The organism is Halolamina sediminis (assembly GCF_001282785.1).
Taxonomy (GTDB): domain Archaea; phylum Halobacteriota; class Halobacteria; order Halobacteriales; family Haloferacaceae; genus Halolamina; species Halolamina sediminis.
The window spans coordinates 1,738,849-1,758,487 of the sequence record NZ_CVUA01000001.1 but is presented as its reverse complement, the minus strand read 5'-3'; the positions used below and the strand labels follow the sequence as shown (position 1 = coordinate 1,758,487).

Below are 19,639 nucleotides of genomic sequence, written 5' to 3'. Positions count from 1 at the left end.
TGGTTCACCAATCTCGTTGGCCCGTGGCGCCTTCACGTCCCCAGGATGGTCATCCCGATTCCTGTCCCTTCGCGACGCTGTACCACTCGCCGTCCCAGCTGAGAACGTACTCGACGACAGCTTTGATGCCGGCGAGGCTGTACATCGGCAGGACGGCCGGCACGAACAGGTAGCCGATCCCGACTCGTTCGAGGCGACCAGCATTGGCGTCGTAGGCCCTGAGCGCTAGCGCCGCACCGACGAGCGTCGCTGCCGGCAGCAGCGTCCACTTGGCGGCACCGTTGACGACGAGTACTGCCATCTTCGAGACCAGCGAGAGCATGAACACGTTGCCGAGTACCGAGCCAGCACAGATGGCTGGCGACACCAGTGATCGGTAGTTCTGCGGGCTGAGACTCCCCATCACCAGGCTGTGGAGCACCTGCGCGTAGCCAGTCATCCAACGCTTTCGCTGCCCCCACCAGTCAGCTGCCGTGTGGGCTGCCTCGATGGTCGAGGCGTAGGAGAACTGCTCGACCACGTCGACGCCCGCCTCGTAGCAGGCGAACGCGAACGCGTAGTCCTCGGTGAGCTTCGACGGGTCGTACCCGCCGACCGTCTCGAACGCCGCCCGCCGCATCACGATGGTCCGGCTGGCGGCCGTGGTGAAGTCGGTGAGCGTAGTGAGGAGCCGCTGACTGAGGTCGCCGAGTACGACCGATTCGTAGTACGCGACCGTTTCGACGACTCCGTTCGGGTCGGGGATCGTCCGTCCCTGCACCACGTCGCAGTCCTCGAGCTGTGCGACAGCCGCCGAGACGAACCGGCGGTCGACCTGTTCGTCCGCGTCGAACACTGCGAGGAGTTCGCTCTCAGTCACCGCTGCGGCGTAGTTCACCGCACCGGCTTTACTACCGGGGGAGCGGGTGTTGATCAGCAGGTCGACGCGGTCCTCACCTGTGTACTCACGCGCGCGTCGAATCGAGGCGTCGTCTCCGGGTTCGGCGACGATCACGACCCGGAGCGAGTCGTAGCGGCTCGACAGCAGGCTCTCGACGCTCCGGTGGAGGACTGGGGCGTCCTCGTGGACGGGGACTACCGCAGTAACGGTTGGCCCCGTCATCGGACGCTGGTTCTCGGACGTGAACGCCAGCTGGCCGAGCAGCGCCACTGACGAGAGCCCGAAGAGCCCGGAAAGGGTGAAACAGGCCATCACCGCCTGCAAAACCACGACGCTCGCGCCGCCGAGGACGGCCGGAAGCGTGACGACCATCGAGAGCGCGCCTTGGAGGTAGCCCGCGACCGCGATCGCGGCAACGAGCACGCCGAACGTCGCGCTGTCGAAGCCGTCCCGGAACGAGTCCGGAACGACGCTACGGAGGTGAACGAGGAAGCTGGAGAGCCGTTGTCGGATACGGAACGGGGTTCCTGATACGGACGAAGCCATCGGTTGTAGACGGAGGATCGGCCCCCTTCTCCCTGTATCGGACGGCTAACAGCCTGAACGTCTCCCTGTGTCCTCTCTAACTATGCAGACCCACCCGAATCAATGGCCGTGTCCGGGCTCGATCCTGTGACTAGTGGAACTCAGTACAGCCACCCCCAGACCATCCGGGAGCAGAATCACCCCCGAGTTTTCCCGGCCAGCCAGCTCCCGCCGACCGCGCCGAAGGCGCCGGCCACCACGGCGATGGCGAACGTGAAGACTACGAACGTGCCAACAAACAGCAGTCCGCCCACCGCACGAAACCAGACCGGGCCGGCGAGCCCGGACGTTGCTTCGAGGAGGAGCACGAGTGCCGGGAGGCCACCGACCAGTCCGGTACGGATACCGACAGCGGTGATGTCGATCTGTGGGGCCCTGATCTCGGCGAAGTAACCCGCGAGGACACCGCCGAAGAACACCATGTTGAGCGAGAAGGTACTGCCCGCCGCCGTCAGCCAGTAAAGGCCGGCCGAAAGCGGGATCGACGCGATACCGCCGAGGAGGGCGTACCGCCACGTATCGGCCGCAATGTAGTTCATACTTGACGTTTACGCGAGGCGATGATAATGGCCGTGGGGTGTTTCAGTCCCGGCAACGGTGTCCGACGGTCCCGAACGTACACGAGTGATCAACGGTATCGTTCGGTTTCCGTGAGCCGCTTCGGGGTCGACCTTCCGGGCACTCGCCTCGTTCGTCAGTGAACCGCCTTGGGGGCAACCCCCGAGGCACTCGGCCTTATCAGCCTGTAGAGACCTACGCAGCACGACCGGCCGCGACCCGATTTCCCGGGGGTGTCGGTATTGTTAGAGTGGGGACCTATATGTACGGCCGTGGAAGACTGGAGGTATGCACCCGACGACGGCTCGCCGGTGTCCACTCCCGCCGAGCGGCCCACTTCGTCGGACAGCCAGCGTCGTACCGACCACATTTCGGCCGAGCGCCGGTGATCGCCATGGCGGATGAGGCGTCGAGCCTCCCGATCGACGCGGTTCCCGACCCGTTCGTCCGGTACGAGATTTCGGACCGATCGCCAGAGATTGCTGCGGTCAACGAGGCGTTCGAAGCGGCGTTCAGCCCGGTTGCGACCGGGACGCCTGTAGAGAACTGGCTGCGATCCGACACTGCTGTCAACGAGGGCACTGTCGAGGAGCTTTGTTCGGCGCTCAGGGCCGGTGACACGGTCGACACCGAACTCCGTGCCGCGGGCGCAGTGCCGGGCGACGCTGCCGATTACCGGCTCCGAACCCTCGACGGCGAACGAGGCCTCCTGCTGACGGAACTCGCGACCGGCGTCGCGGTTGACCGTATCGCCAGCATCGTCAGCCACGATCTCCGGAACCCACTAGACGTGGCAAACGCCCACCTCCGTGCGGCCCGCGAAACGGGGGCCGAGGAGCACTTCGATCAGATCAGAGCGTCCCACGAGCGGATGGAGCGGATCATTCAAGACGTTCTCACCCTCTCTCAGCGGGAGGGGGCGATTGAGCTTACTGACAACGTCGGCGTTGCCGACGTGGCGGCCGACGCGTGGGCGACCGTCGATACCGCCGGGGCCTCGCTGACGCTGGCCGCTGATCTCCCCACGATCGCGGCCGATCCGGACCGCCTGCAACGGCTGTTCGAAAATCTGTTCCGCAACGCAGTCGAGCACAGTCCGGCGAACAGGACACACGATGCACCGACACAGGTCCGTGTCGGGCGCGTCGACGGCGGCTTCTTCGTGGCCGACGACGGGGTCGGTATCCCTGAGGCCGAGCGTGACCGGGTGTTCGCCCCCGGTTACACCACCGACCGGTCGGGAGGCGGAACCGGGCTGGGGCTGACGATCGTCGAACGCATCGCGGAGGCACACGGCTGGACTATTTCGCTCACCGCAAGCGACGCCGGCGGTGCCCGGTTCGAGGTTCGCCCGGCGGAAGGCTAACTACGCCGACACTCTACGTACCCGTAGTTCGACTACAAAACGATGGACGACGCACTCAGAAAGGCCCCGATCGGGGTCATCGAGACGACGCCCGAGGGTCAGGTCACGGCGGTCAACGATGCCGCAACGGCCGTTATCGACCTCGGTCGGGGCGACGACATCCGCGAGCACTTCCCGCGGTCGGCCGCCGGAACGCTACGGGCGGCGTTCGACGGCGGTCCGAGTGGCGAACGCTCCTTCGTCGAGTACTACCCGGAAATCGACCGCTGGCTCGCCGTCGATGTTCGGGTCGGCGAGGACGTAGTCGTCTACGTCCGGGACCGAACGGAGCACCGTGAGACCGAACGGGCTGTCGAGCGGCTGGAGCAGCGCCTCGACCGTGTCCAGCGGATCAACGCGTTAGTTACGGATGTGCTTCAGCGCGTCATCGACGCCGACGATCGCGTGGACGTGGGTGAGACAGTATGTGAGCGTCTCGGCGGCACTGACCTCTACCGATTCGCGTGGGTCGGGGAGCGGGAGTTCCCAGCCGAGCGCCTGCGGACTCTCGCTGCCGCGGGGAGCCCGACGGTGCTACAGGACCGCATCGGCGAGAGCCTCAGCAGCGAGACACGCTTACCCGAACAGGTGGCCGTCGAGACAGGGGAGACCCAGCTCGTCACACCGCTCGCCGCGGACGACCGCGTCCCTCGGGGCGTCCGCCGGGCGGCGTTCGGTAACGGTCTCCAGTCGTCTCTCGTGGTCCCGCTCGCATACCAGGGGTCGGTTTACGGCGTCGTCTCGGTGTACTCGGCAGACGAAGCCGGGTTCAGCCAGCAGGAGCGCGCTGCGCTCGAGACGCTCGGGAGCGTCGCCGGGTTCGCCATCCGGGCGATCAGGCAGGAGGGAATGCTTGCCGCTGACACGGTCACCCAAGTAACACTCTCGGTCACCGACGGGACGCTGCCGTTTACCCGTGCAGCCCGTGAGGCGGGCAGCGAGCTATCGCTCGAAGGGGTGGTCCCACGTGGGGAAGGAGCGGTGGTTTGTTACCTCCGAGCGGGCGGCGCCCCCGACGCGATCGACGACGTGCTCTCCGATGACGACCGCGTCACCGACGTGCGGTGGGTCCGATCGGAGGGGGACTCGCTGGTACAGGCCACGCTCGTCGGCGAATCACCGGTCCGGGTGCTCATCAACTGGGGCGCAACGGTCAACACGGCCGAGTACGCGGCTGATTCCGCCCGTCTCGTCGCCGCAGCGCCGCCGGACGGCGACGTTCGCCGAATGGTCGAGGCCGTCGACGCTCGCGTCGACGGGACTGAACTCGTCTCGAAGACGAAGACTGCTCGGAGATCCGCGTCGGCCGAGTCGTTCCGCGATGCGCTCGATGATCGCCTGACAGACAGACAGCGGGCGGTACTCCGGACTGCCTATCTGTCGGATTACTTCACGTCGCCGCGCGGGAGTACCGCCGAGGAGGTGGCCGACACGCTGGACATCACGGGCTCGACGATGCTGTACCACCTCCGCCGGGCACAGCGGAAGCTGATCGAAGCGTTCCTGTCGACTGACAGAAAGCCGGCAACGCGTGATTCGGATCAGTAGCTCCCGGAGCCGATCCCGGAGAAACCCCGGGACTAATTCGTCGCCGTCGGGCAACGGTTGCTGGATGAACTGCTCGACGACCCGCCTGGACCACCGACACTGTCGATACAGAACGCAAGTCCCAGCTGAACCCACCTCTTTCGGGAGGGTCGTTCGAGAACCAATCCGTACAAACATGACCGAACGTCGGGGACTGTCTAGTTAAGCCAGTTTGAGAAGTGAGCAGTCCGTTGGTTTCGGTGTCTATGTGCAACCAAGAACTGCTCAGAGAGACGTTGAAAACAGCGGATCTTGAATGTTGGGAGCGTGAACGGACCGCGATGCCCGTTAGGGCGTTCGCCGTCCGGCTTCACGCGACCGGTTGTTCGCTTCGAGAAACCAAAGAAATCCTTCGATTGTTCGGCGTAGAACGCTCACATCAAGCGATCTCGGCGAGGTTCCCAACTCGCTTGCTGCCCACGTCCTCGGCGCCCTGCTGCTTCGCTTGGTAATCAGCGCGCACTCGGTCTATTTCGTCCGGCGTAAACTGATACACTATCTCTCAAAGTGCCAGACGAGAAGTTATAGATTCCCATCGCCCTCCGGCTCCCCGAACCCAGCGTCCCAACCGACCGAACAGCCTCCGACGGACGTGCTGAGGCGGGCGACAGTCGGGATAAACGTGGTCGGGACGGAGGGAGTGGATCACACGGGGAGAGTAAGCCGGCGGCAGGCGGGGAGACTGCACTGGCTCGCCCGCGGAACCGGCTCGGACGACCGCCCCGCTAGCTCGGTGGGGCCGGGGAACCGCCCCTTCCGTGGCCGGGAGCCGACGGTTCGGTTCGGCGTCCGAGAGCCCGCTCACTCCCCCGCTTCGAGTAGCGGGCGGGAGGAGTTCGCCACGACCAGAAGACTGCTCGAAGCCATCGCGACGGCGGCGAACAGGGGGTTCAGCGTGCCCGACAGCGCGAGCGGGATGGCGATAGCGTTGTAGCAGAACGCCCAGCCGATGTTCTGTTTGACGCGTCGGCCGGTCGCCGTCGAGAGGTCGAACACCGTCTCCAACGAGCCGAGGTCGTCGTCGACGATCGCGACGTCCGCGGCGTCGACCGCGATGGCGGTGCCGCTGCCCAGCGCGATCCCGAGGTCGGCGCTGGCCAGTGCGGGGCCGTCATTGGTCCCGTCGCCGACCATCGCGAGCGTCCGGTCGGTCCCGAGCCGGCGGACCGTCTCCGCCTTCCCCTCCGGGGGGACGCCGGCGAACACCCGGTCGATCGCGGGGTGGTCGCGGAACGTCGCCGCCGCCTCGGACTCGTCGCCGGTGAGCAACACGACGTCGACGCCCCGGTCTGCGAGCCCGGTGACGGTCTCCTCCCAGCCCGGCCGGGGTTGATCGCCGAGGACGATCACCCCCTCCGCCTCGCCGTCACGCCCGACGAGGATCGGGAGGTCGCCGTTCGAGCGAACCGCGGCTGCCCGGTCGCGAAGGTCGTCGGCGACCGTCCAACCGTACTCCTCGAACAGGTCCGGGTGGCCGACCACGGCATCGGCGCCGTCGACGGTGCCCGCGACGCCGTTGGTGTGGCTCTCGAACGACGTCACGGGATCGTCAGCCCAGTCGCCCGCGAACGCGTCGGCGATCGCGGCCGCGACGGGGTGGGAAGAGCGCCGTTCGAGTGCGGCGGCGGCGGCGAGGGCCCCCTCGGGGGCGTCCGAACGCTTGAGCTCAAGTTCGCCCGTGGTGAGCGTCCCCGTCTTGTCGAACACCACGGTGTCGACGCCGCGGAACCGCTCGAACACCGTCTCGTCGAACACGACGATGTTCCGCTCGATCGCGTCGCGGATACCCGAGGCGACCGCCAGCGGCGTCGCGAGCCCCAGCGCACACGGACAGGAGACGAGCAGCACGGTCAGCGAGATGAGCACCGCCCGCGTCGGGTCGGCCCCGGCGGCGAGGTAGCCGACGCCGGCGACCGCCGCCAGTAGCACGACCGCTGGAACGAAGATCACCGCCAGCCGGTCGGCGAGCTTCTGGACACCGCTGTTGGCGCTCTGGAGGTTCCACAGCAGGTTCGTCACGCGGTCGATGCTGCTGGTCGCCCCTTCGCCCACTTCGACGGTGAGCGAGCCGTCCGACAGCACCGAGCCGCCGACCACCTCGTCGCCCGGCGCCTTCGAAACTGGCAGGGACTCGCCGGTGACGACCGCCTCGTCGACGGTCCCCTCGCCGTCGGTGACGACGCCGTCGACGGGGATTCGGTCGCCGGTCCGGACGAGCACGCGGTCGCCCTCGGTCAGCCGGCTCACGTCGACGGTCGCCGTCTCCCCGTCGTCGAGCAGGGTCGCCGAGGAGACCTGCTCGTCGCCGAGCTCGGAGAGCATCCCCATCGCGCGCTTCTTGATCGACGACTCGTAGTAGTTGCCCGCGGTGACGACCACGACGATGGCGACCGTCACGTCGTAGTAGATGTCGATCCGGCCGAGTGCGGCCGCGAGCGTGCTGTAAGCGTACGCGCTGAGCGCCGCCAGCGCCACCAGCAAGTCCATGTTCGGCGCCTTGGCCCGCAGGCTCACGAGTGCGCCGCGCAGGATCGGTTTCCCGACGCCGAACAGCACCAACGAGGTCAGCAGGAACAGTACGGCGTAGAAGTACGTCGCCCCCTGCAGCTGGGCCTCGGCCATCTCGGCCAGCCACGGCGGGTAGAGCCCGAAGTGGACGGGGTAGATGTAGACGAAATAGGGGAGCATCACCGCCATCCCGAGCATCACGCCCGCCGCGATCCGCCACAGTAGCGTCTCCTCGGCGTGGGAGCCCGCGGTGCCCTCCTCGCGGTCGTCGGCGACGTAGCCCGCGGTCGTGAGCCGGTCCTGAACTCCGTCCTCGTCGACGACCGCCGGGTCGTGGTCGACGCGGACCGTCTCGGTGACGTAGCTCGCCTGCGCGCCGTGGATCCCCTCCCCCTTCCCCGCGACGGATTCCAAGAACGCCTCGCAGGTCGTACAGTGCATCCCACTCACGTGGAGGTACGACCGCTCGTACCCCTCGGGGGGCTCCTCGTCGAGCGTCGAGTCGTCGGCGACCGCCTCGCGCACGTCGCCGCTGTCGACTGCAGCGTCGCCGAGCGCGTCGTGGACGTCCCGACAGCCCGTACAGCAGTACACTGCGTCCTCGCCCTCGACACGACCGCGAGAGAGCGGCAGGCCACAGAGCGCACACTCCCCCTGTTCAGTCGCGGTCATCGCCACCCGTTCGGGCCTCGTGATTCGAGAACCGCACCAGAACGGCCAACCTCCCACCGCCCGTAGTCCGGCGACATGAACCGCCACCGACCGCCGCGGACCGACCCACCCCGCCACGGTGAACGATGATCCCGGCGACGCTGCCGGCCCACGCCGGCCCGCTGCCGACCGGGAACGTCGAAACGGCCGTGTTCCTGATCGTCGGGCTGCTCGGCGGCGCCCACTGTCTGGGGATGTGCGGCCCCTTGGTGACGATGTACGCCGACCGGATGGAGAGTGAAAGCGAGAACGTTCTCTCGCTGTACGAGGTCCGCCAACACGCGCTGTTCAACGCGGGCCGAACGGTGAGCTACGCCGCCATCGGTGCGGTGTTCGGCGCGCTGGGCTCGGTCGTCTACGGTGCGGCGTCGACGGTAACCGCGGTCGGCGACACCGTCCGTGCCGTCTCCGGGCTGGTGGTCGGCGTCCTCATCCTCGTCGTGGGCGCCCGGTACGCGCTCGGTGAGTTCGGCGGGCACGGACTGTTCGGCAGCGGGGGCGGGTGGTTCAGCAGCGTGTACGGTCGCCTTACCGCCCACGTCGACGAGTGGACGAACGGGTCGGGGATCGTCGGCCTCGGTCTGGTCCACGGGCTCCTCCCCTGCCCGATCCTCTACCCCGCGTTCCTCTACGCCTTCGCACAGGGGTCGCCGGCGAAGGGGGCGGTCTCGCTCGCGCTGCTCGGGCTGGGAACGTTCCCCACGTTGTTCCTCTACGGCACCGTGCTCCAGTCGATCGGGAACCGCCACCGTGCACGGCTCCACCGTGCCCTCGGCCTGGCGTTTCTCGTCATGGGGTGGATGCCGATCGCACACGGGCTCGGACTGTTCGGCGTCTCCGTCCCCCACATCGAGGTGCCAGTTTACACCCCCTTCTGACGACGGCCTCCCCCCATCGCCTTCGTGGTACTGATCCATAGTGGCGGTTGTGCCTGCGGCATCCTTTCGATTCTGGTTCGCCCATCGAAACGCCCGGGCGGTCGACGGGCGAAACAGCGCTGCCGAGTGAACGCCCGATGGGTCGCCCGTTCGCACGGATCGCCCGCCCCCCAGTGGGGTCTGAAACGGGCGACGACGGCCTGTGGATCGACCGACCGAGGTGCTAAAACGGAAAACCGGTCCGCCGCGGACTCAGTCGTCCGCGGACGCCCCACCCGCTGGCTCGAGATCGACCTCGATCTCCGCGGTGGCCGCCTTGTACTCCGGAATCTTCGACCGTTCGTCGAGCACGTCGTTCGTCAGCCGGTTCGCCGAAGCGGCCGCGAAGTGTGGCGTGGTCCAGACGACGCCCTCCTTGATCGCCTCGGTCACGTCCGCCCGGACCGTGATCTCCCCGCGGCGGGAGCGCAGCACCACGTCGTCGCCGTCCTCGATCCCGTAGCGCTCGGCGTCGGTGGGGTGGACGTCGACGAAGTTCTCCGGCTGCTGGCGGGACAGCGTCGGCGAGCGACGGCTCATCGTCCCCGTGTTGTACTGCTCCTCCAGCCGCGCCGTCGTGAGCACGAGGGGGTACTCCTCGTCGGGTGTCTCCTTGGGTGCCTGGTGGACGACGCCCTCGATCCGGGCGAGGCCGTCCTCGGTCTCGAAGGAGTCCTCGTAGAGGTACGGGTCGCCCTCGTCGCCCGGCTCGTAGCAGGGCCAGTGCAGCCCCTCCTCCCCGAGCGCGTCGTAGCTCATGCCGTGCATGATCGGGCACACCTCGCGGAGCTCCTCGAACACCGCCTCGGGCCCATCGAAGTCGAACCCCTCGTCGAACAGCCGCGTCCCGACCTCCGAGAGGATGTCGAGGTCGTGGCGCGTGTTCTCGTGGACTTTGTGGGCGCCGCGCATCCGCTGGACCCGGCGGTCGGTGTTGGTGACCGTCCCGCCGCGTTCGGCCCACGTCGTCGCCGGCAGCACCACGTCCGCGAGCTCGGCGGTTTCGGTCATGAAGATGTCCTGCACCACGAGGAAGCCCAGATCCTCGCGGAACCGTCGCTCGGTCGCGTTCCCGTCCGGCTCGCTCATGATGGGGTTCTCGCCCATCACGTACAGCCCGTGGACCGTGTCGCCGATCGCGTGGGAGATCTCGACGTTCGTCAGCCCCGGTTCGGACGGGATCTCGAACCCCCACACCTCCTCGACGGACTCGCGGGCCTCGTCGTCGTCGACCAACTGATACCCCGGAAGCACGTTCGGCATCGCACCCACGTCGCAGGTGCCCTGAACGTTGTTCTGCCCGCGAAGGGGGTTCACGCCCGCGCCGGGCTTGCCGAGGTTCCCCGTGATCAGCGCGAGGTTGATCTCGTTCTGGACGTTGTCGACGCCGCAGGTGTGCTGGGACATCCCCATCCCGGTGAAGATGGCGGCGTCGGTCCCCATCGCGTACTTCTCGGCGGCGCGTTCGATCTCTTCGAGCGGGACGCCACACTCCTCGGCGGCGGCCTGCTTGTCGAAGTCGGCGAGCGTCTCCCGCAGGTCCTCGAACCCCTTGGTGCGCTCCTCGACGAACGCTTCGTCGATCCACCCTGCGTCGGGCTCCGCCTCGTGGCGTTCGAGGATCGTCTTCAGCACGACGTTGAGCAGGGGGATGTCCGTCCCCGGCTCGAGCTGGAGATGCATGTGGCGCTCGGTGCCCTCGATGTCGAACGACTCGGTGGTCTTGTTGGCGTGGGGGTCGACCTGGATCACCGTCGCGCCCTCGAGCACCGCCTGCCGGAAGTACTGGCTGTTGGCGATGGGGTGTTGCTCGCCGGGGTTGGCGCCTTGGATCCACAGCACGTCCGCGGCGTCCTCCAGATCGGCCATGCTGTTGGTCATGGCACCCATCCCGAGGCTCGTCCGCAGCGCCCAGACGGTCGAGGCGTGACACATCCGGGTGCAGTTGTCGATCTGGTTCGTGCCGTACCGCCGCGCCAGCTTCTGGAGCAGGTAGTTCTCCTCGTTGAACGTCTTCGAGGAGCCGAAAAAGCCCATTCCATCGGGGCCGTGCCGTTCACGGATCGACTCCATCTCGTCGACGACCCGGCTCAGCGCCTCGTCCCACGTCGCTTCCCGGAACTCCCCGTCTTCCTTGATCAGCGGCTCGGTCAGTCGGTCCTCGTGGTCGACGACATGCGTCGCCGCGCCGCCCTTGATGCAGACGCTGCCCTCGTTGACCGGGGCGTCACCCCACGGCACGAAGTTCATCTCGCCGCGCTCCTCGCCCTCGCGGACGCGGATCCCACAGCCGACGCCGCAGTACGGGCAGATCGTCTTCACCGGTTCGTCCGCCTCACTGGACATCGTGGTCACCGTGTGTGTTCATACCGCACGATCGGGTGTCTCAGTCCATGAGTGTGTCGGTGGGGCCGACGAGGCAGGACTCGGCGCAGGAACTAACTAACTCCGACACAGCGCACACCAGTGTGACGGACGGAGAGCTACGGTGTCCCGAGTGTGGGCTCACGGCCTCCGAATCGACGCTCGACAGCCGCCCGGGCGACATCTGCCCGGACTGCCGGAAGGGGTATCTCGAAGCCGAGTAGGACGACTCTCTGCTAACGCCCGGTCCCGAACCAGTTCGGCACAACCCTCCCGCCGACGCCACCCCGACGGACACGTATGGCCACAGACCGGCGACCGACCCTCGACGACCGGTTCGACGACGCGCCACTGGATCGACCCCAGCATCACCTCGACGCCAGCGATCTGCCCCCGCCGAAGCCGCTCCGGAACACCCTCGAACGGCTCGAAGAACTGTCCGACGGCGCCGTGCTCGTCCAGACGAACGACCGCCGCCCTCAGCATCTCTACCCGCGGCTCGAAGAGCGCGGGTACAGCTACGAGACGGTCGAGGAAGACGGCAGCGCGACCACCGCGATCTGGAGCGAGTGAGCCTCAGGCCTGCTCGATCACGACGCGCCACTCGTTTTCCCCGACCTGTTCGGTCTCGTGATCGAACCCGCGCCGATCGAGCACGCCGTACAGCGGTTCGGGCTCGAAGCTGTTGACCAGTTCCAGCTGCTCAGTCTCCCCGAGCGTCTCCAGCTCGTCGACGATCCGGCCGAACGGCTCCCCGTCGATATCTCGGGCGTCGAGGGTCCTGTCGGGCATATATCGAACTCCTCGGCCGTGAGGGTGGCAGTTGTGCCGAACGAGTTCGGCGGTGGCGCCGTCCGGAACCGGACCTCCGAACATGTTCGGGAGTATCGACTGGGTTATCCGTCCCCGACGCCGTGATAGAGCAATGCCCGAAGCCAAACTCACCCTCACGATTCCCGAACGAACCTGGCCCGGAGAGATCACCCGCGCCCACGGCGACGCCACGATCCGGATCCTGGCGGCGATGACCGAGACCGACGCCGGCGTCGGCTTGGCGGAGGTCGCTGCCCGCGATCCCGAGTCGGTCGTCGCCGACGTCTCCGGCCACGACTCCGTCGACGACGTGGAGGTGCTCCAGCGGGGCGATCGGCAGACTCTGATCCAGTTCCGGACGCACCTCCCCCTGTTGCTGCTGGCGGCGCGTGACTCCGGGCTCCCACTGGAGATGCCGTTCGAGATCGAGGACGGCGAGGCGACGTGGACGCTGACCGCCTCACAGGACGCCATCTCCGAGCTGGGCGACCAGCTCTCGGCGCTCGGCGTCTCTTTCACCGTCGACTACCTCCAGCAGGAGGTCGCCGGCTCCGAGGCGCTGCTGACTGACCGCCAGGGGACGATCGTCCGCGAGGCGATCGAGCGCGGCTACTACGACACGCCCCGGAAGTGCTCGCTGACCGAACTCGCCGACGCGGTGGGGCTGGCGAAGTCGACGGTCAGTGAGACGCTCCACCGCGCGGAGGAGCGCGTGATGAAAGAGTTCGCCGCCGGACTGGAGGAGGAGCCCCAGCCGATCATCGGGGGGTAGGGCCGGCCCGAAACCGCGCGCGAGGTCGAGAGAGCTGCGAGCATCGGGGGGCGACGCGTTGTTTTCCACGGCTAACTCACGAACTGAACTCGCGGTCCGTTCGCCCCGGGAACACAGATAAACCCCTGCCCGAACGGGTTCGTGAGTTCTGATACCGTGGGAATTCGCTCGACCGTTCTTTTGGTGGCACCCCGAACGCCGACCTGTCGAACCATGACTGAGGAGATGACGCGACGACGGTACGTGGTCGCACTGGCGTCGACGGGGATCGGGTTGGGGCTGGCCGGCTGTTCCGGCGGCAGCAGCACCGACTCCCCGACGGACACGCCGACGCCCACGGAGTCGGGCGGCGGCAGCGGCGAGTCCTGGGAGCAGACGAGCACCGTCGACATGAACGATCAGCTGGCGTTCGCCCCCAAGCGGATCGAGGTGGAGGCCGGGACGACGGTCACCTGGGAGAACGTCGGCTCGATCGGCCACTCGGTGACCGCCTACGAGGACAACGTCCCCGACGGCGCCGAGTACTTCGCCTCCGGCGGCTTCGACAGTCAGGACGCCGCCGTGGCGGCGTACCCCGACGAGGGGAACGTCACCGAGGGCGAGACGTACGAACACACGTTCGAGACGACCGGGGAGTACGAGTACTACTGCATCCCCCACGAGATGAACGGGATGGTCGGCTACGTGCGGGTGGTCTAACATGAGCACTAACGAACCCACCGAGGACGACGCGAGCGGAACCGAGCCGAAAGATTCCGAGGAGCTGTTCGAGGAGCACGAGGCACAGCTGAACGAACTGCTCGCGGACGTGGAGGGCCCCGACGCCCCCGAGGCGGAGTCGACGCTCCCCTCGCTGGGCGGCGGCGCCACCCGTCGGGACGTCATGAAGGCGGGCGCAGCCGTCGGCGCGATCGGCGGGCTCGCGGGCTGTGCGGGCACGGGTGCCCTGGGTAACAACACTGATACCGAGTCGAACAGCGGCGGCGACGTGCCCGACCACAAGGTGCCGCCGGGCGAGCACGACGAGTACTACGGCTTCTGGTCGGGCGGCCACGCCGGCGACATCCGAGTGTACGGTATCCCGTCGATGCGCCAGCTCACCCGGATCCCGGTGTTCAACCGCGAGCCGGCCAAGGGGTACGGTTTCGACGACGGGACTGACGAGATGCTGGAGGAGGCCGGCGACTACACGTGGGGGGACTCCCACCACCCGAGCCTCTCGGAGACCGACGGGAAGTACGACGGGGAGTACATCTACGTCAACGACAAAGCCAACGGCCGGGTCGCCCGGGTGAACCTCACCTACTTCGAGACCGACGCCATCGTCGACATCCCCAACGTCCAGTCGGTCCACGGCTGCTGTATCCAGAGCCCGGACACCGACTACGTGTTTGCCAACAGCGAGTTCCGGACGCCGATTCCCAACGACGGCCGGGACGTGAACAACCCCGAGGAGTACGTCTCGGTGTTCACCGCGCTCGACCCCGAGAGCATGGACGTGCTCTGGCAGGTCGAGGTCGACGGCCAGCTCGACATCGTCGACTCCGACAAGGACGGTCGCTGGGTGCTGTCCTCCTCCTACAACGACGAGGAGGGCGTCGAAGTCGAGGAGATGACCAAGGACGACCGGGACGACCTGAAGGCGTTCGACGTGCCGGCGATCCAGGAGCTCGTCGACGCCGGCGAGTACGAGGAGGTCAACGGCGTCCCCGTCGTCGACGGGACGAAGGAGAGCCCGCACAACGAGGGCGACGACCCGATCGTGCGCTACATCCCGACGCCGAAGTCGCCCCACTGCGTCGAGGTGACGCCGGACGGCAACTACGGGATGGTCGCCGGGAAGCTCTCGCCGACGGTGTCGATCATCGACATCGAGAAGCTGGGCACCGCCGACGACCCCGCGGACACGATCGTCGGCCAGCCGAAGGTCGGCCTCGGGCCGCTGCACACGACCTACGACGACCGCGGGCACGCCTACACTTCCCTGTTCATCGACTCCCAGGTCGTGAAGTGGGACATCGAACAGGCCGTCAACGCCGAGAAGGGCTCCGAGGAGCCGATCCTCGGCAAGATCGACGTGCACTACAACCCCGGCCACATCCAGGCGGTGCAGGCGATGTCGACCGAGCCGGAGGGCAACTGGCTGGTCGCGCTCAACAAGCTCTCGAAGGACCGCTTCCTCCCGGTCGGACCGATCTACCCCGACAACGACCAGCTGATCTACATCGGGAACGACGAGGACAACGAGACCGGCGGGATGGAGCTGGTCGCGGACCACCCCGTCTACCCCGAGCCCCACGACGCGATCTTCGCCCACAAGGACAAGATCGAGCCGGCGACGACGTGGAACAAGGAGGACTACGAGGAGGAGTACGTCACCCAGGAGAACTCCCGGGTCGAGCGCGTCGACGACTCCACCGTCGAGGTGTACGCCTCGGTCAAGCGCAGCGAGTACGGCCTGCGTGACTTCACCGTCAAGGAGGGCGACGAGGTCACCCTGACCGCGACCAACATCGAGGGGACACAGGACATCGTCCACGGGCTGGCGATCCCCGAGCACGACGTGAACCTCGCGCTTGCGCCACAGGACACGCGGCAGGTGACGTTCACCGCCGACGAGCCCGGGGTGTACTGGATCTACTGTACGTACTTCTGCAGCGCGCTCCACCTGGAGATGCGCTCGCGAATGATCGTCGAGCCCTCAGAGTAGGACCATGGAACGCCCGAAACCGAGCCAGTTCGGCGAGATCAGGCGGCTGCTGCCGCTGCTAGCGGCGGCGCTACTCGTGGTCGCCCTCCTCTTCCCGATGTGGCACATCCGGATGGACGCCGTCCAGTACCCCAGCGAGACGCTGTCGCTTGGGCTGTACGCCTACCCGCGGATCAGCGGCGACTACGTCGAGATCGCCCGCCTGAACAGCTACATCGGGTTCTACTACCCGGACCCGGTGTACTGGCCGCCGAACTACGAGCCCCACCCCGACGCGATCGACGTGCCGGAGTGGTCGCTCGGCCCGCTGGCGTTCGTCGGCGTGGCGGCGGCCAGCCTGTTCGTCGCCGTCGCACCGACGGCGCGGAAGCTCCGCCGCGGGCTCACCGCCCAGCTGGTCGGCTCGGTGCTGGTGTTCGGGATCCTGCTGGCGGACATCCAGTACCGGCTCTATCAGGCGGGCCACACGCTCGACCCCGACGCGCCAGTGATGGGCGTGGACCCGTTCACGCCGCCGCTGTGGGGGAAGTACGCGGTGGCGAACATCACCAGCTACTCCCGGTTCGGCGTCGGCGCCTACCTGACGGTGGTCGCCATCGGCCTGCTGGTGGTCGCGTGGCTGGCCCGGGGCTCGACGGCGACGGTGGGTGAACTGCCCCGGCTCGTTCGGGCGGTGCCGGACCGCCTGCGGGAGCGGGTCGGCCGAACGGAGGTGCAGCGCTGATGGACGACGCCGGACTCGAACGCGGGTTCGTCGCGCTCGTGGTCGTGGTTGCCGCCGCGCTCGCGGGGGTGGCAGTCGCCCCTACGTCGGCGGCGCCGACGCCCGACGCGGACGCGGAACGCCCCGACGGCTTCGCGTTCGATCCCGTGACTGAGTCCGGCGTCGCCACCGTCGGCGACGAGTCGTTCGACTCCGTCCAGCGCGCCGTCGACGCCGCCGAACCGGGCGAGACGGTCCGGCTCCGCGGCCGGTTCGGCGACCGCGTCGTCGTGAACACCACGGGGGTGACCGTCACGGCGGCGCCGGACGCCCGCGCGGTGATCGACGGCGGGCAAGAGGGTGACGTGCTCACGATTGCGGCCGCGAACGTCACCGTTCGGGACCTCTGGATCCGCAACTCCGGGATGGACACCTCGACCAACGACGCCGGCGTCTGGATCGACGCGCCCAACGTCACCGTCGCCGACAGCCGACTGACCGAGATTACGTTCGGCGTCTGGGTCGACGGCGTCGACGACGCGACCCTGCGCAACAACACGATCGTCGGCCGGGAGTCGGTGACGCCGCGGTCCTACCGCGGCAACGGCGTCCAGCTCTGGAAGACGACCGGCACGCTGCTCGAGGACAACCGGATCACCGACGCCCGGGACGGCATCTACTACTCGTGGGCGTCGGACGTGACCGCCCGCGGGAACACGCTCTGGGACCTGCGCTACGGCGTCCACTACATGTACTCCCACCGCAACCGCCTCGTGAACAACACCGCCGTCGACAACGACGTGGGGTACGCGCTGATGCTCTCCGAGGAGATCGCGGTGGTGAACAACACCGCCGCGAACAACACCGGCACCAGCGGCCACGGGCTCCTGCTCAAGCGCATCGACTACTCGACGATCCGGGGGAACACGCTCGTCGACAACCAACGCGGGATCTACTCGCTGAACTCCGCGGACAACGAGATCAGGGACAACCTCGTGCTGGGGAACCGGATCGGCTTCCACCTGACCGCCGGCACCAGCGGGGAGCGTGTCGTCGGCAACAGCTTCGTCGGCAACGGTCGGCACGTGCAGGCGGTCACCAGCGACACCCACGTCTGGAACGGCTCCGGGCGCGGGAACTACTGGAGCGATGGCGGCGCCGCCGATCTGGACGACGACGGCGTGAGCGAGCTCCGCTACCGCCCCGCCGGGCTGGTCGAGACGCTGGTCCGGGAGAACCCGGCCGCCGCGGTGTTCACCAACAGCCCGGCGTTCGAGGCGATCCGCCGGGCCGAGCGCACGCTCCCGATCGTCGACGCGCCGGGCGTCGTCGACTACCACCCGCTCGAACGCTCGCCACACGACTGGAGGGATCACTATGCACGCGATAGCGACGACTGATCTGACGAAACGATACGGCGACGTGACCGCGCTCGACGGCGTGAGCCTGTCGATCGAGGCGGGCACGACGTTCGGCCTGCTGGGCACCAACGGTGCCGGCAAGTCCACGCTGTTCAAGCTGCTCGTCGGCCACCTCACCCCCGACTCGGGGACCGTGACCGTGGGCGGTACGGACGTGACCGACGCCGGCCACCGGCTCCGCGACGTTGTGGGGTACGTCCCCGAGCACGCGGGGTTCCCGGACGCGCTCACGGGGCGGGAGGTGCTCGGCTACCACGCCCGCCTCCGTGGCGTGCCCAAGGCCGAACGCGCCGACCGAGTCGCCGCCGCGCTCGGGACTGTCGGTCTCGACGACGCGGCGGATCGCCGGGTCGGCGGCTACTCCAACGGGATGAACCGCCGGCTCGCGCTCGCGTCGGCGCTGCTCGACCGCCCGCGGCTGCTCCTGCTCGATGAGCCGACCGCCGGCCTCGACCCGCTGGGCGTCGCGGAGTTCCACCGGATCCTCGACCGCCTGCGCGAGGAGTCCGACCTGACCGTCGTGCTCACGACCCACGTGCTCGCGGAGGTCGAGGCGCTGTGTGACGACGCCGCGGTGCTCCACGACGGCGACCTGCTGTTCGACGGCGCCGTCGGCGAGCTGCGGGAGCTGGGCGAGGGCGACGAGCTCGAAGCCGGCTTCGGCGCGCTGATCGCCGACGCCGGCGGCAGTCGCGAGGAAACTGTATCGGGCGCCGAGCGCGAGCAGCCGGCGCCGGCGACTGGTGATGCCGAGAGCGGGCAGCCGGCATCGGCGGAGGTGGAGCGATGACCGACGTGAGCGCCGAGGAAGAGGGTGTCACCGAGGAGCCCGCGTTCAGCCTCCCGACGGGGGTGAGCGAGGGGTCGGCGCTCGATCAGGTCGCCACCGTCGCGCGGTTGGAGTTCGCGCTCGCGGTCCGGAATCGCTGGGCGTTCGCGCTGGCGGCGCTGTTCGCCTCGCTGTCGGTGCTCGTCGTCGCCCTCGGCGGGCAAGGCGGGGTGGTCCGCGCCGACGCGGTCGTCGTCAGCCTCGTCGAACTCTCGGCGCTGCTGCTCCCGCTGGTCGCGCTGCTGTTCGGCTACGACGCGGTCGTCGGCAGCGACGAGTCCGGCTGGCTCGGCGTGCTGTTTGCGCTCCCCGTTCCACGCAGTCGCATCGTCATCGGCACGTATCTCGGCCGGCTCGCGGTGTTCACGGGTGCGGTCGTCGCCGGCTTCGGCGTCGGCGGGCTCTGGCTCGCGGCCCAGGGGCGGTTCACCCCCGCGTATCTCGGCCTCATCGGTGCGGCAGTACTGGGCGGCGCGGCGTTTCTCGCGCTGTCGACCCTGCTGTCGACGCTCGCAGCGGAGAAGACCCACGCCCTCGGCGGCGCGTTGCTGCTGTGGGTCTGGGTCGCGCTGGTCCACGACCTCGTCTCGGTCGGGCTGATCGCCGCCGACATCGTGGGGCCGGACTGGCTGGCCGTCTTCGTGCTCGCGAACCCTGCCACCGCGTTTCGCGTGCTCGCGCTGCAGTCGGTGCCGACGGTGACCGGCGGGATGGCGGACGTGCTGGTCGGCTCGGGCGTGACGATGCCGGTGCTCGTGGCGGCGCTGGTCGCGTGGAGCGTCGCGGGGACGTGGCTGGCGAGTCGGTTGGTTCGGCGCCGGAGCGTCTGAACCTTCGCGAATTCCGTCCTGTGGCGCCCGAGTCGTGCCCGCCGGG

General features: G+C 68.0%; 16 protein-coding genes and 1 pseudogene. 12 read left to right on the top strand and 5 right to left on the bottom strand.

The genetic code is table 11. From position 1 onward, the window contains the following. Positions 1-49: 49 nt before the first annotated feature. Together BN1959_RS08760 and BN1959_RS08755 are read right to left on the bottom strand one after the other, a co-directional pair. Positions 50-1,426 (bottom strand): glycosyltransferase, encoded by a 1,377-nt coding sequence (locus BN1959_RS08760; RefSeq protein ID WP_053948298.1) that lies wholly within the window; start codon positions 1,424-1,426, stop codon positions 50-52. A gap of 176 nt (positions 1,427-1,602) precedes the next feature. Beyond that, positions 1,603-2,004, bottom strand: a complete 402-nt coding sequence (locus BN1959_RS08755; protein ID WP_053948297.1) for a DUF5518 domain-containing protein — start codon at positions 2,002-2,004, stop codon at positions 1,603-1,605. A gap of 158 nt (positions 2,005-2,162) precedes the next feature. Here BN1959_RS08755 and BN1959_RS08750 point away from each other — a divergent pair, with 158 nt between their 5' ends. The 3 genes and pseudogenes from BN1959_RS08750 to BN1959_RS14395 form a co-directional block, all read left to right on the top strand. After that, positions 2,163-3,389 (top strand): sensor histidine kinase, encoded by a 1,227-nt coding sequence (locus BN1959_RS08750; RefSeq protein ID WP_237560315.1) that lies wholly within the window; start codon positions 2,163-2,165, stop codon positions 3,387-3,389. A gap of 42 nt (positions 3,390-3,431) precedes the next feature. Continuing rightward, positions 3,432-4,976, top strand: a complete 1,545-nt coding sequence (locus BN1959_RS08745; RefSeq protein ID WP_053948295.1) for a bacterio-opsin activator domain-containing protein — start codon at positions 3,432-3,434, stop codon at positions 4,974-4,976. Between the two features lie 245 nt (positions 4,977-5,221). Continuing rightward, positions 5,222-5,404 (top strand): annotated as a pseudogene (locus BN1959_RS14395) (IS6 family transposase); the annotation flags it as partial. Between the two features lie 412 nt (positions 5,405-5,816). Here BN1959_RS14395 and BN1959_RS08740 read toward each other — a convergent pair. Further along, on the bottom strand, positions 5,817-8,195 hold the full coding sequence (locus BN1959_RS08740) for a heavy metal translocating P-type ATPase (RefSeq protein WP_053948294.1): 2,379 nt from the start codon (positions 8,193-8,195) through the stop codon (positions 5,817-5,819). 125 nt (positions 8,196-8,320) lie between these two features. Between BN1959_RS08740 and BN1959_RS08735 the strand changes: the two genes are divergently transcribed. Further along, on the top strand, positions 8,321-9,112 hold the full coding sequence (locus tag BN1959_RS08735; protein ID WP_079978645.1) for a sulfite exporter TauE/SafE family protein: 792 nt from the start codon (positions 8,321-8,323) through the stop codon (positions 9,110-9,112). A 252-nt stretch (positions 9,113-9,364) separates the two neighbouring features. Here the strand turns inward: BN1959_RS08735 and fdhF are convergent, their stop codons facing one another. Continuing rightward, positions 9,365-11,497, bottom strand: a complete 2,133-nt coding sequence (fdhF, locus tag BN1959_RS08730) for a formate dehydrogenase subunit alpha (RefSeq protein ID WP_053948293.1) — start codon at positions 11,495-11,497, stop codon at positions 9,365-9,367. A 318-nt stretch (positions 11,498-11,815) separates the two neighbouring features. Between fdhF and BN1959_RS08720 the strand changes: the two genes are divergently transcribed. Beyond that, the gene (locus tag BN1959_RS08720; protein ID WP_053948291.1) at positions 11,816-12,088 is read left to right on the top strand and encodes a DUF2249 domain-containing protein; all 273 of its coding nucleotides are present in this window, start codon (positions 11,816-11,818) and stop codon (positions 12,086-12,088) included. Positions 12,089-12,091: 3 nt separating this feature from the next. Here BN1959_RS08720 and BN1959_RS08715 read toward each other — a convergent pair whose 3' ends face one another. Continuing rightward, a complete protein-coding gene (locus BN1959_RS08715) occupies positions 12,092-12,307 on the bottom strand; it encodes a DUF2249 domain-containing protein (protein ID WP_053948290.1) in 216 nt (71 codons plus the stop codon). A 133-nt stretch (positions 12,308-12,440) separates the two neighbouring features. Here BN1959_RS08715 and BN1959_RS08710 point away from each other — a divergent pair, with 133 nt between their 5' ends. The 7 genes from BN1959_RS08710 to BN1959_RS08680 all read left to right on the top strand — a co-directional run bounded on the left by BN1959_RS08710 (position 12,441) and on the right by BN1959_RS08680 (position 19,593). Further along, positions 12,441-13,100: a helix-turn-helix domain-containing protein gene (locus BN1959_RS08710; RefSeq protein ID WP_053948289.1), complete on the top strand. Its 660-nt coding sequence runs from the start codon at positions 12,441-12,443 to the stop codon at positions 13,098-13,100. A 225-nt stretch (positions 13,101-13,325) separates the two neighbouring features. After that, a complete protein-coding gene (locus BN1959_RS08705) occupies positions 13,326-13,799 on the top strand; it encodes a plastocyanin/azurin family copper-binding protein (protein ID WP_394325252.1) in 474 nt (157 codons plus the stop codon). A 1-nt stretch (position 13,800) separates the two neighbouring features. Continuing rightward, the gene (gene nosZ / locus BN1959_RS08700) at positions 13,801-15,810 is read left to right on the top strand and encodes a TAT-dependent nitrous-oxide reductase (RefSeq protein ID WP_053948287.1); all 2,010 of its coding nucleotides are present in this window, start codon (positions 13,801-13,803) and stop codon (positions 15,808-15,810) included. 4 nt (positions 15,811-15,814) lie between these two features. Beyond that, complete coding sequence (locus BN1959_RS08695) at positions 15,815-16,534, top strand: hypothetical protein (RefSeq protein ID WP_053948286.1); 720 nt, start codon at positions 15,815-15,817, stop codon at positions 16,532-16,534. Continuing rightward, a complete protein-coding gene (gene nosD, locus BN1959_RS08690) occupies positions 16,534-17,913 on the top strand; it encodes a nitrous oxide reductase family maturation protein NosD (protein ID WP_053948285.1) in 1,380 nt (459 codons plus the stop codon). The genes BN1959_RS08695 and nosD overlap by 1 nt, the downstream gene beginning before the upstream one ends. Further along, entirely contained in the window at positions 17,891-18,724 is an 834-nt protein-coding gene (locus tag BN1959_RS08685) for an ABC transporter ATP-binding protein (protein WP_079978644.1), read from the top strand. The genes nosD and BN1959_RS08685 overlap by 23 nt, the downstream gene beginning before the upstream one ends. Beyond that, complete coding sequence (locus tag BN1959_RS08680; RefSeq protein WP_053948284.1) at positions 18,721-19,593, top strand: ABC transporter permease; 873 nt, start codon at positions 18,721-18,723, stop codon at positions 19,591-19,593. Before BN1959_RS08685 ends, BN1959_RS08680 begins: the two co-directional genes overlap by 4 nt. Positions 19,594-19,639: the final 46 nt, after the last annotated feature.

What these genes read in the sequence shown, in the direction of transcription:
- BN1959_RS08760 (WP_053948298.1), bottom strand. Translation starts at nt 1,426, where the DNA reads ATGGCTTCGTCCGTATCAGGAACCCCGTTCCGTATCCGACAACGGCTC.
- BN1959_RS08755 (WP_053948297.1), bottom strand. Translation starts at nt 2,004, where the DNA reads ATGAACTACATTGCGGCCGATACGTGGCGGTACGCCCTCCTCGGCGGT.
- BN1959_RS08745 (WP_053948295.1), top strand. Translation starts at nt 3,432, where the DNA reads ATGGACGACGCACTCAGAAAGGCCCCGATCGGGGTCATCGAGACGACG.
- BN1959_RS08740 (WP_053948294.1), bottom strand. Translation starts at nt 8,195, where the DNA reads ATGACCGCGACTGAACAGGGGGAGTGTGCGCTCTGTGGCCTGCCGCTC.
- BN1959_RS08735 (WP_079978645.1), top strand. Translation starts at nt 8,321, where the DNA reads ATGATCCCGGCGACGCTGCCGGCCCACGCCGGCCCGCTGCCGACCGGG.
- fdhF (WP_053948293.1), bottom strand. Translation starts at nt 11,497, where the DNA reads ATGTCCAGTGAGGCGGACGAACCGGTGAAGACGATCTGCCCGTACTGC.
- BN1959_RS08720 (WP_053948291.1), top strand. Translation starts at nt 11,816, where the DNA reads ATGGCCACAGACCGGCGACCGACCCTCGACGACCGGTTCGACGACGCG.
- BN1959_RS08715 (WP_053948290.1), bottom strand. Translation starts at nt 12,307, where the DNA reads ATGCCCGACAGGACCCTCGACGCCCGAGATATCGACGGGGAGCCGTTC.
- BN1959_RS08710 (WP_053948289.1), top strand. Translation starts at nt 12,441, where the DNA reads ATGCCCGAAGCCAAACTCACCCTCACGATTCCCGAACGAACCTGGCCC.
- BN1959_RS08705 (WP_394325252.1), top strand. Translation starts at nt 13,326, where the DNA reads ATGACGCGACGACGGTACGTGGTCGCACTGGCGTCGACGGGGATCGGG.
- nosZ (WP_053948287.1), top strand. Translation starts at nt 13,801, where the DNA reads ATGAGCACTAACGAACCCACCGAGGACGACGCGAGCGGAACCGAGCCG.
- BN1959_RS08695 (WP_053948286.1), top strand. Translation starts at nt 15,815, where the DNA reads ATGGAACGCCCGAAACCGAGCCAGTTCGGCGAGATCAGGCGGCTGCTG.
- nosD (WP_053948285.1), top strand. Translation starts at nt 16,534, where the DNA reads ATGGACGACGCCGGACTCGAACGCGGGTTCGTCGCGCTCGTGGTCGTG.
- BN1959_RS08685 (WP_079978644.1), top strand. Translation starts at nt 17,891, where the DNA reads ATGCACGCGATAGCGACGACTGATCTGACGAAACGATACGGCGACGTG.
- BN1959_RS08680 (WP_053948284.1), top strand. Translation starts at nt 18,721, where the DNA reads ATGACCGACGTGAGCGCCGAGGAAGAGGGTGTCACCGAGGAGCCCGCG.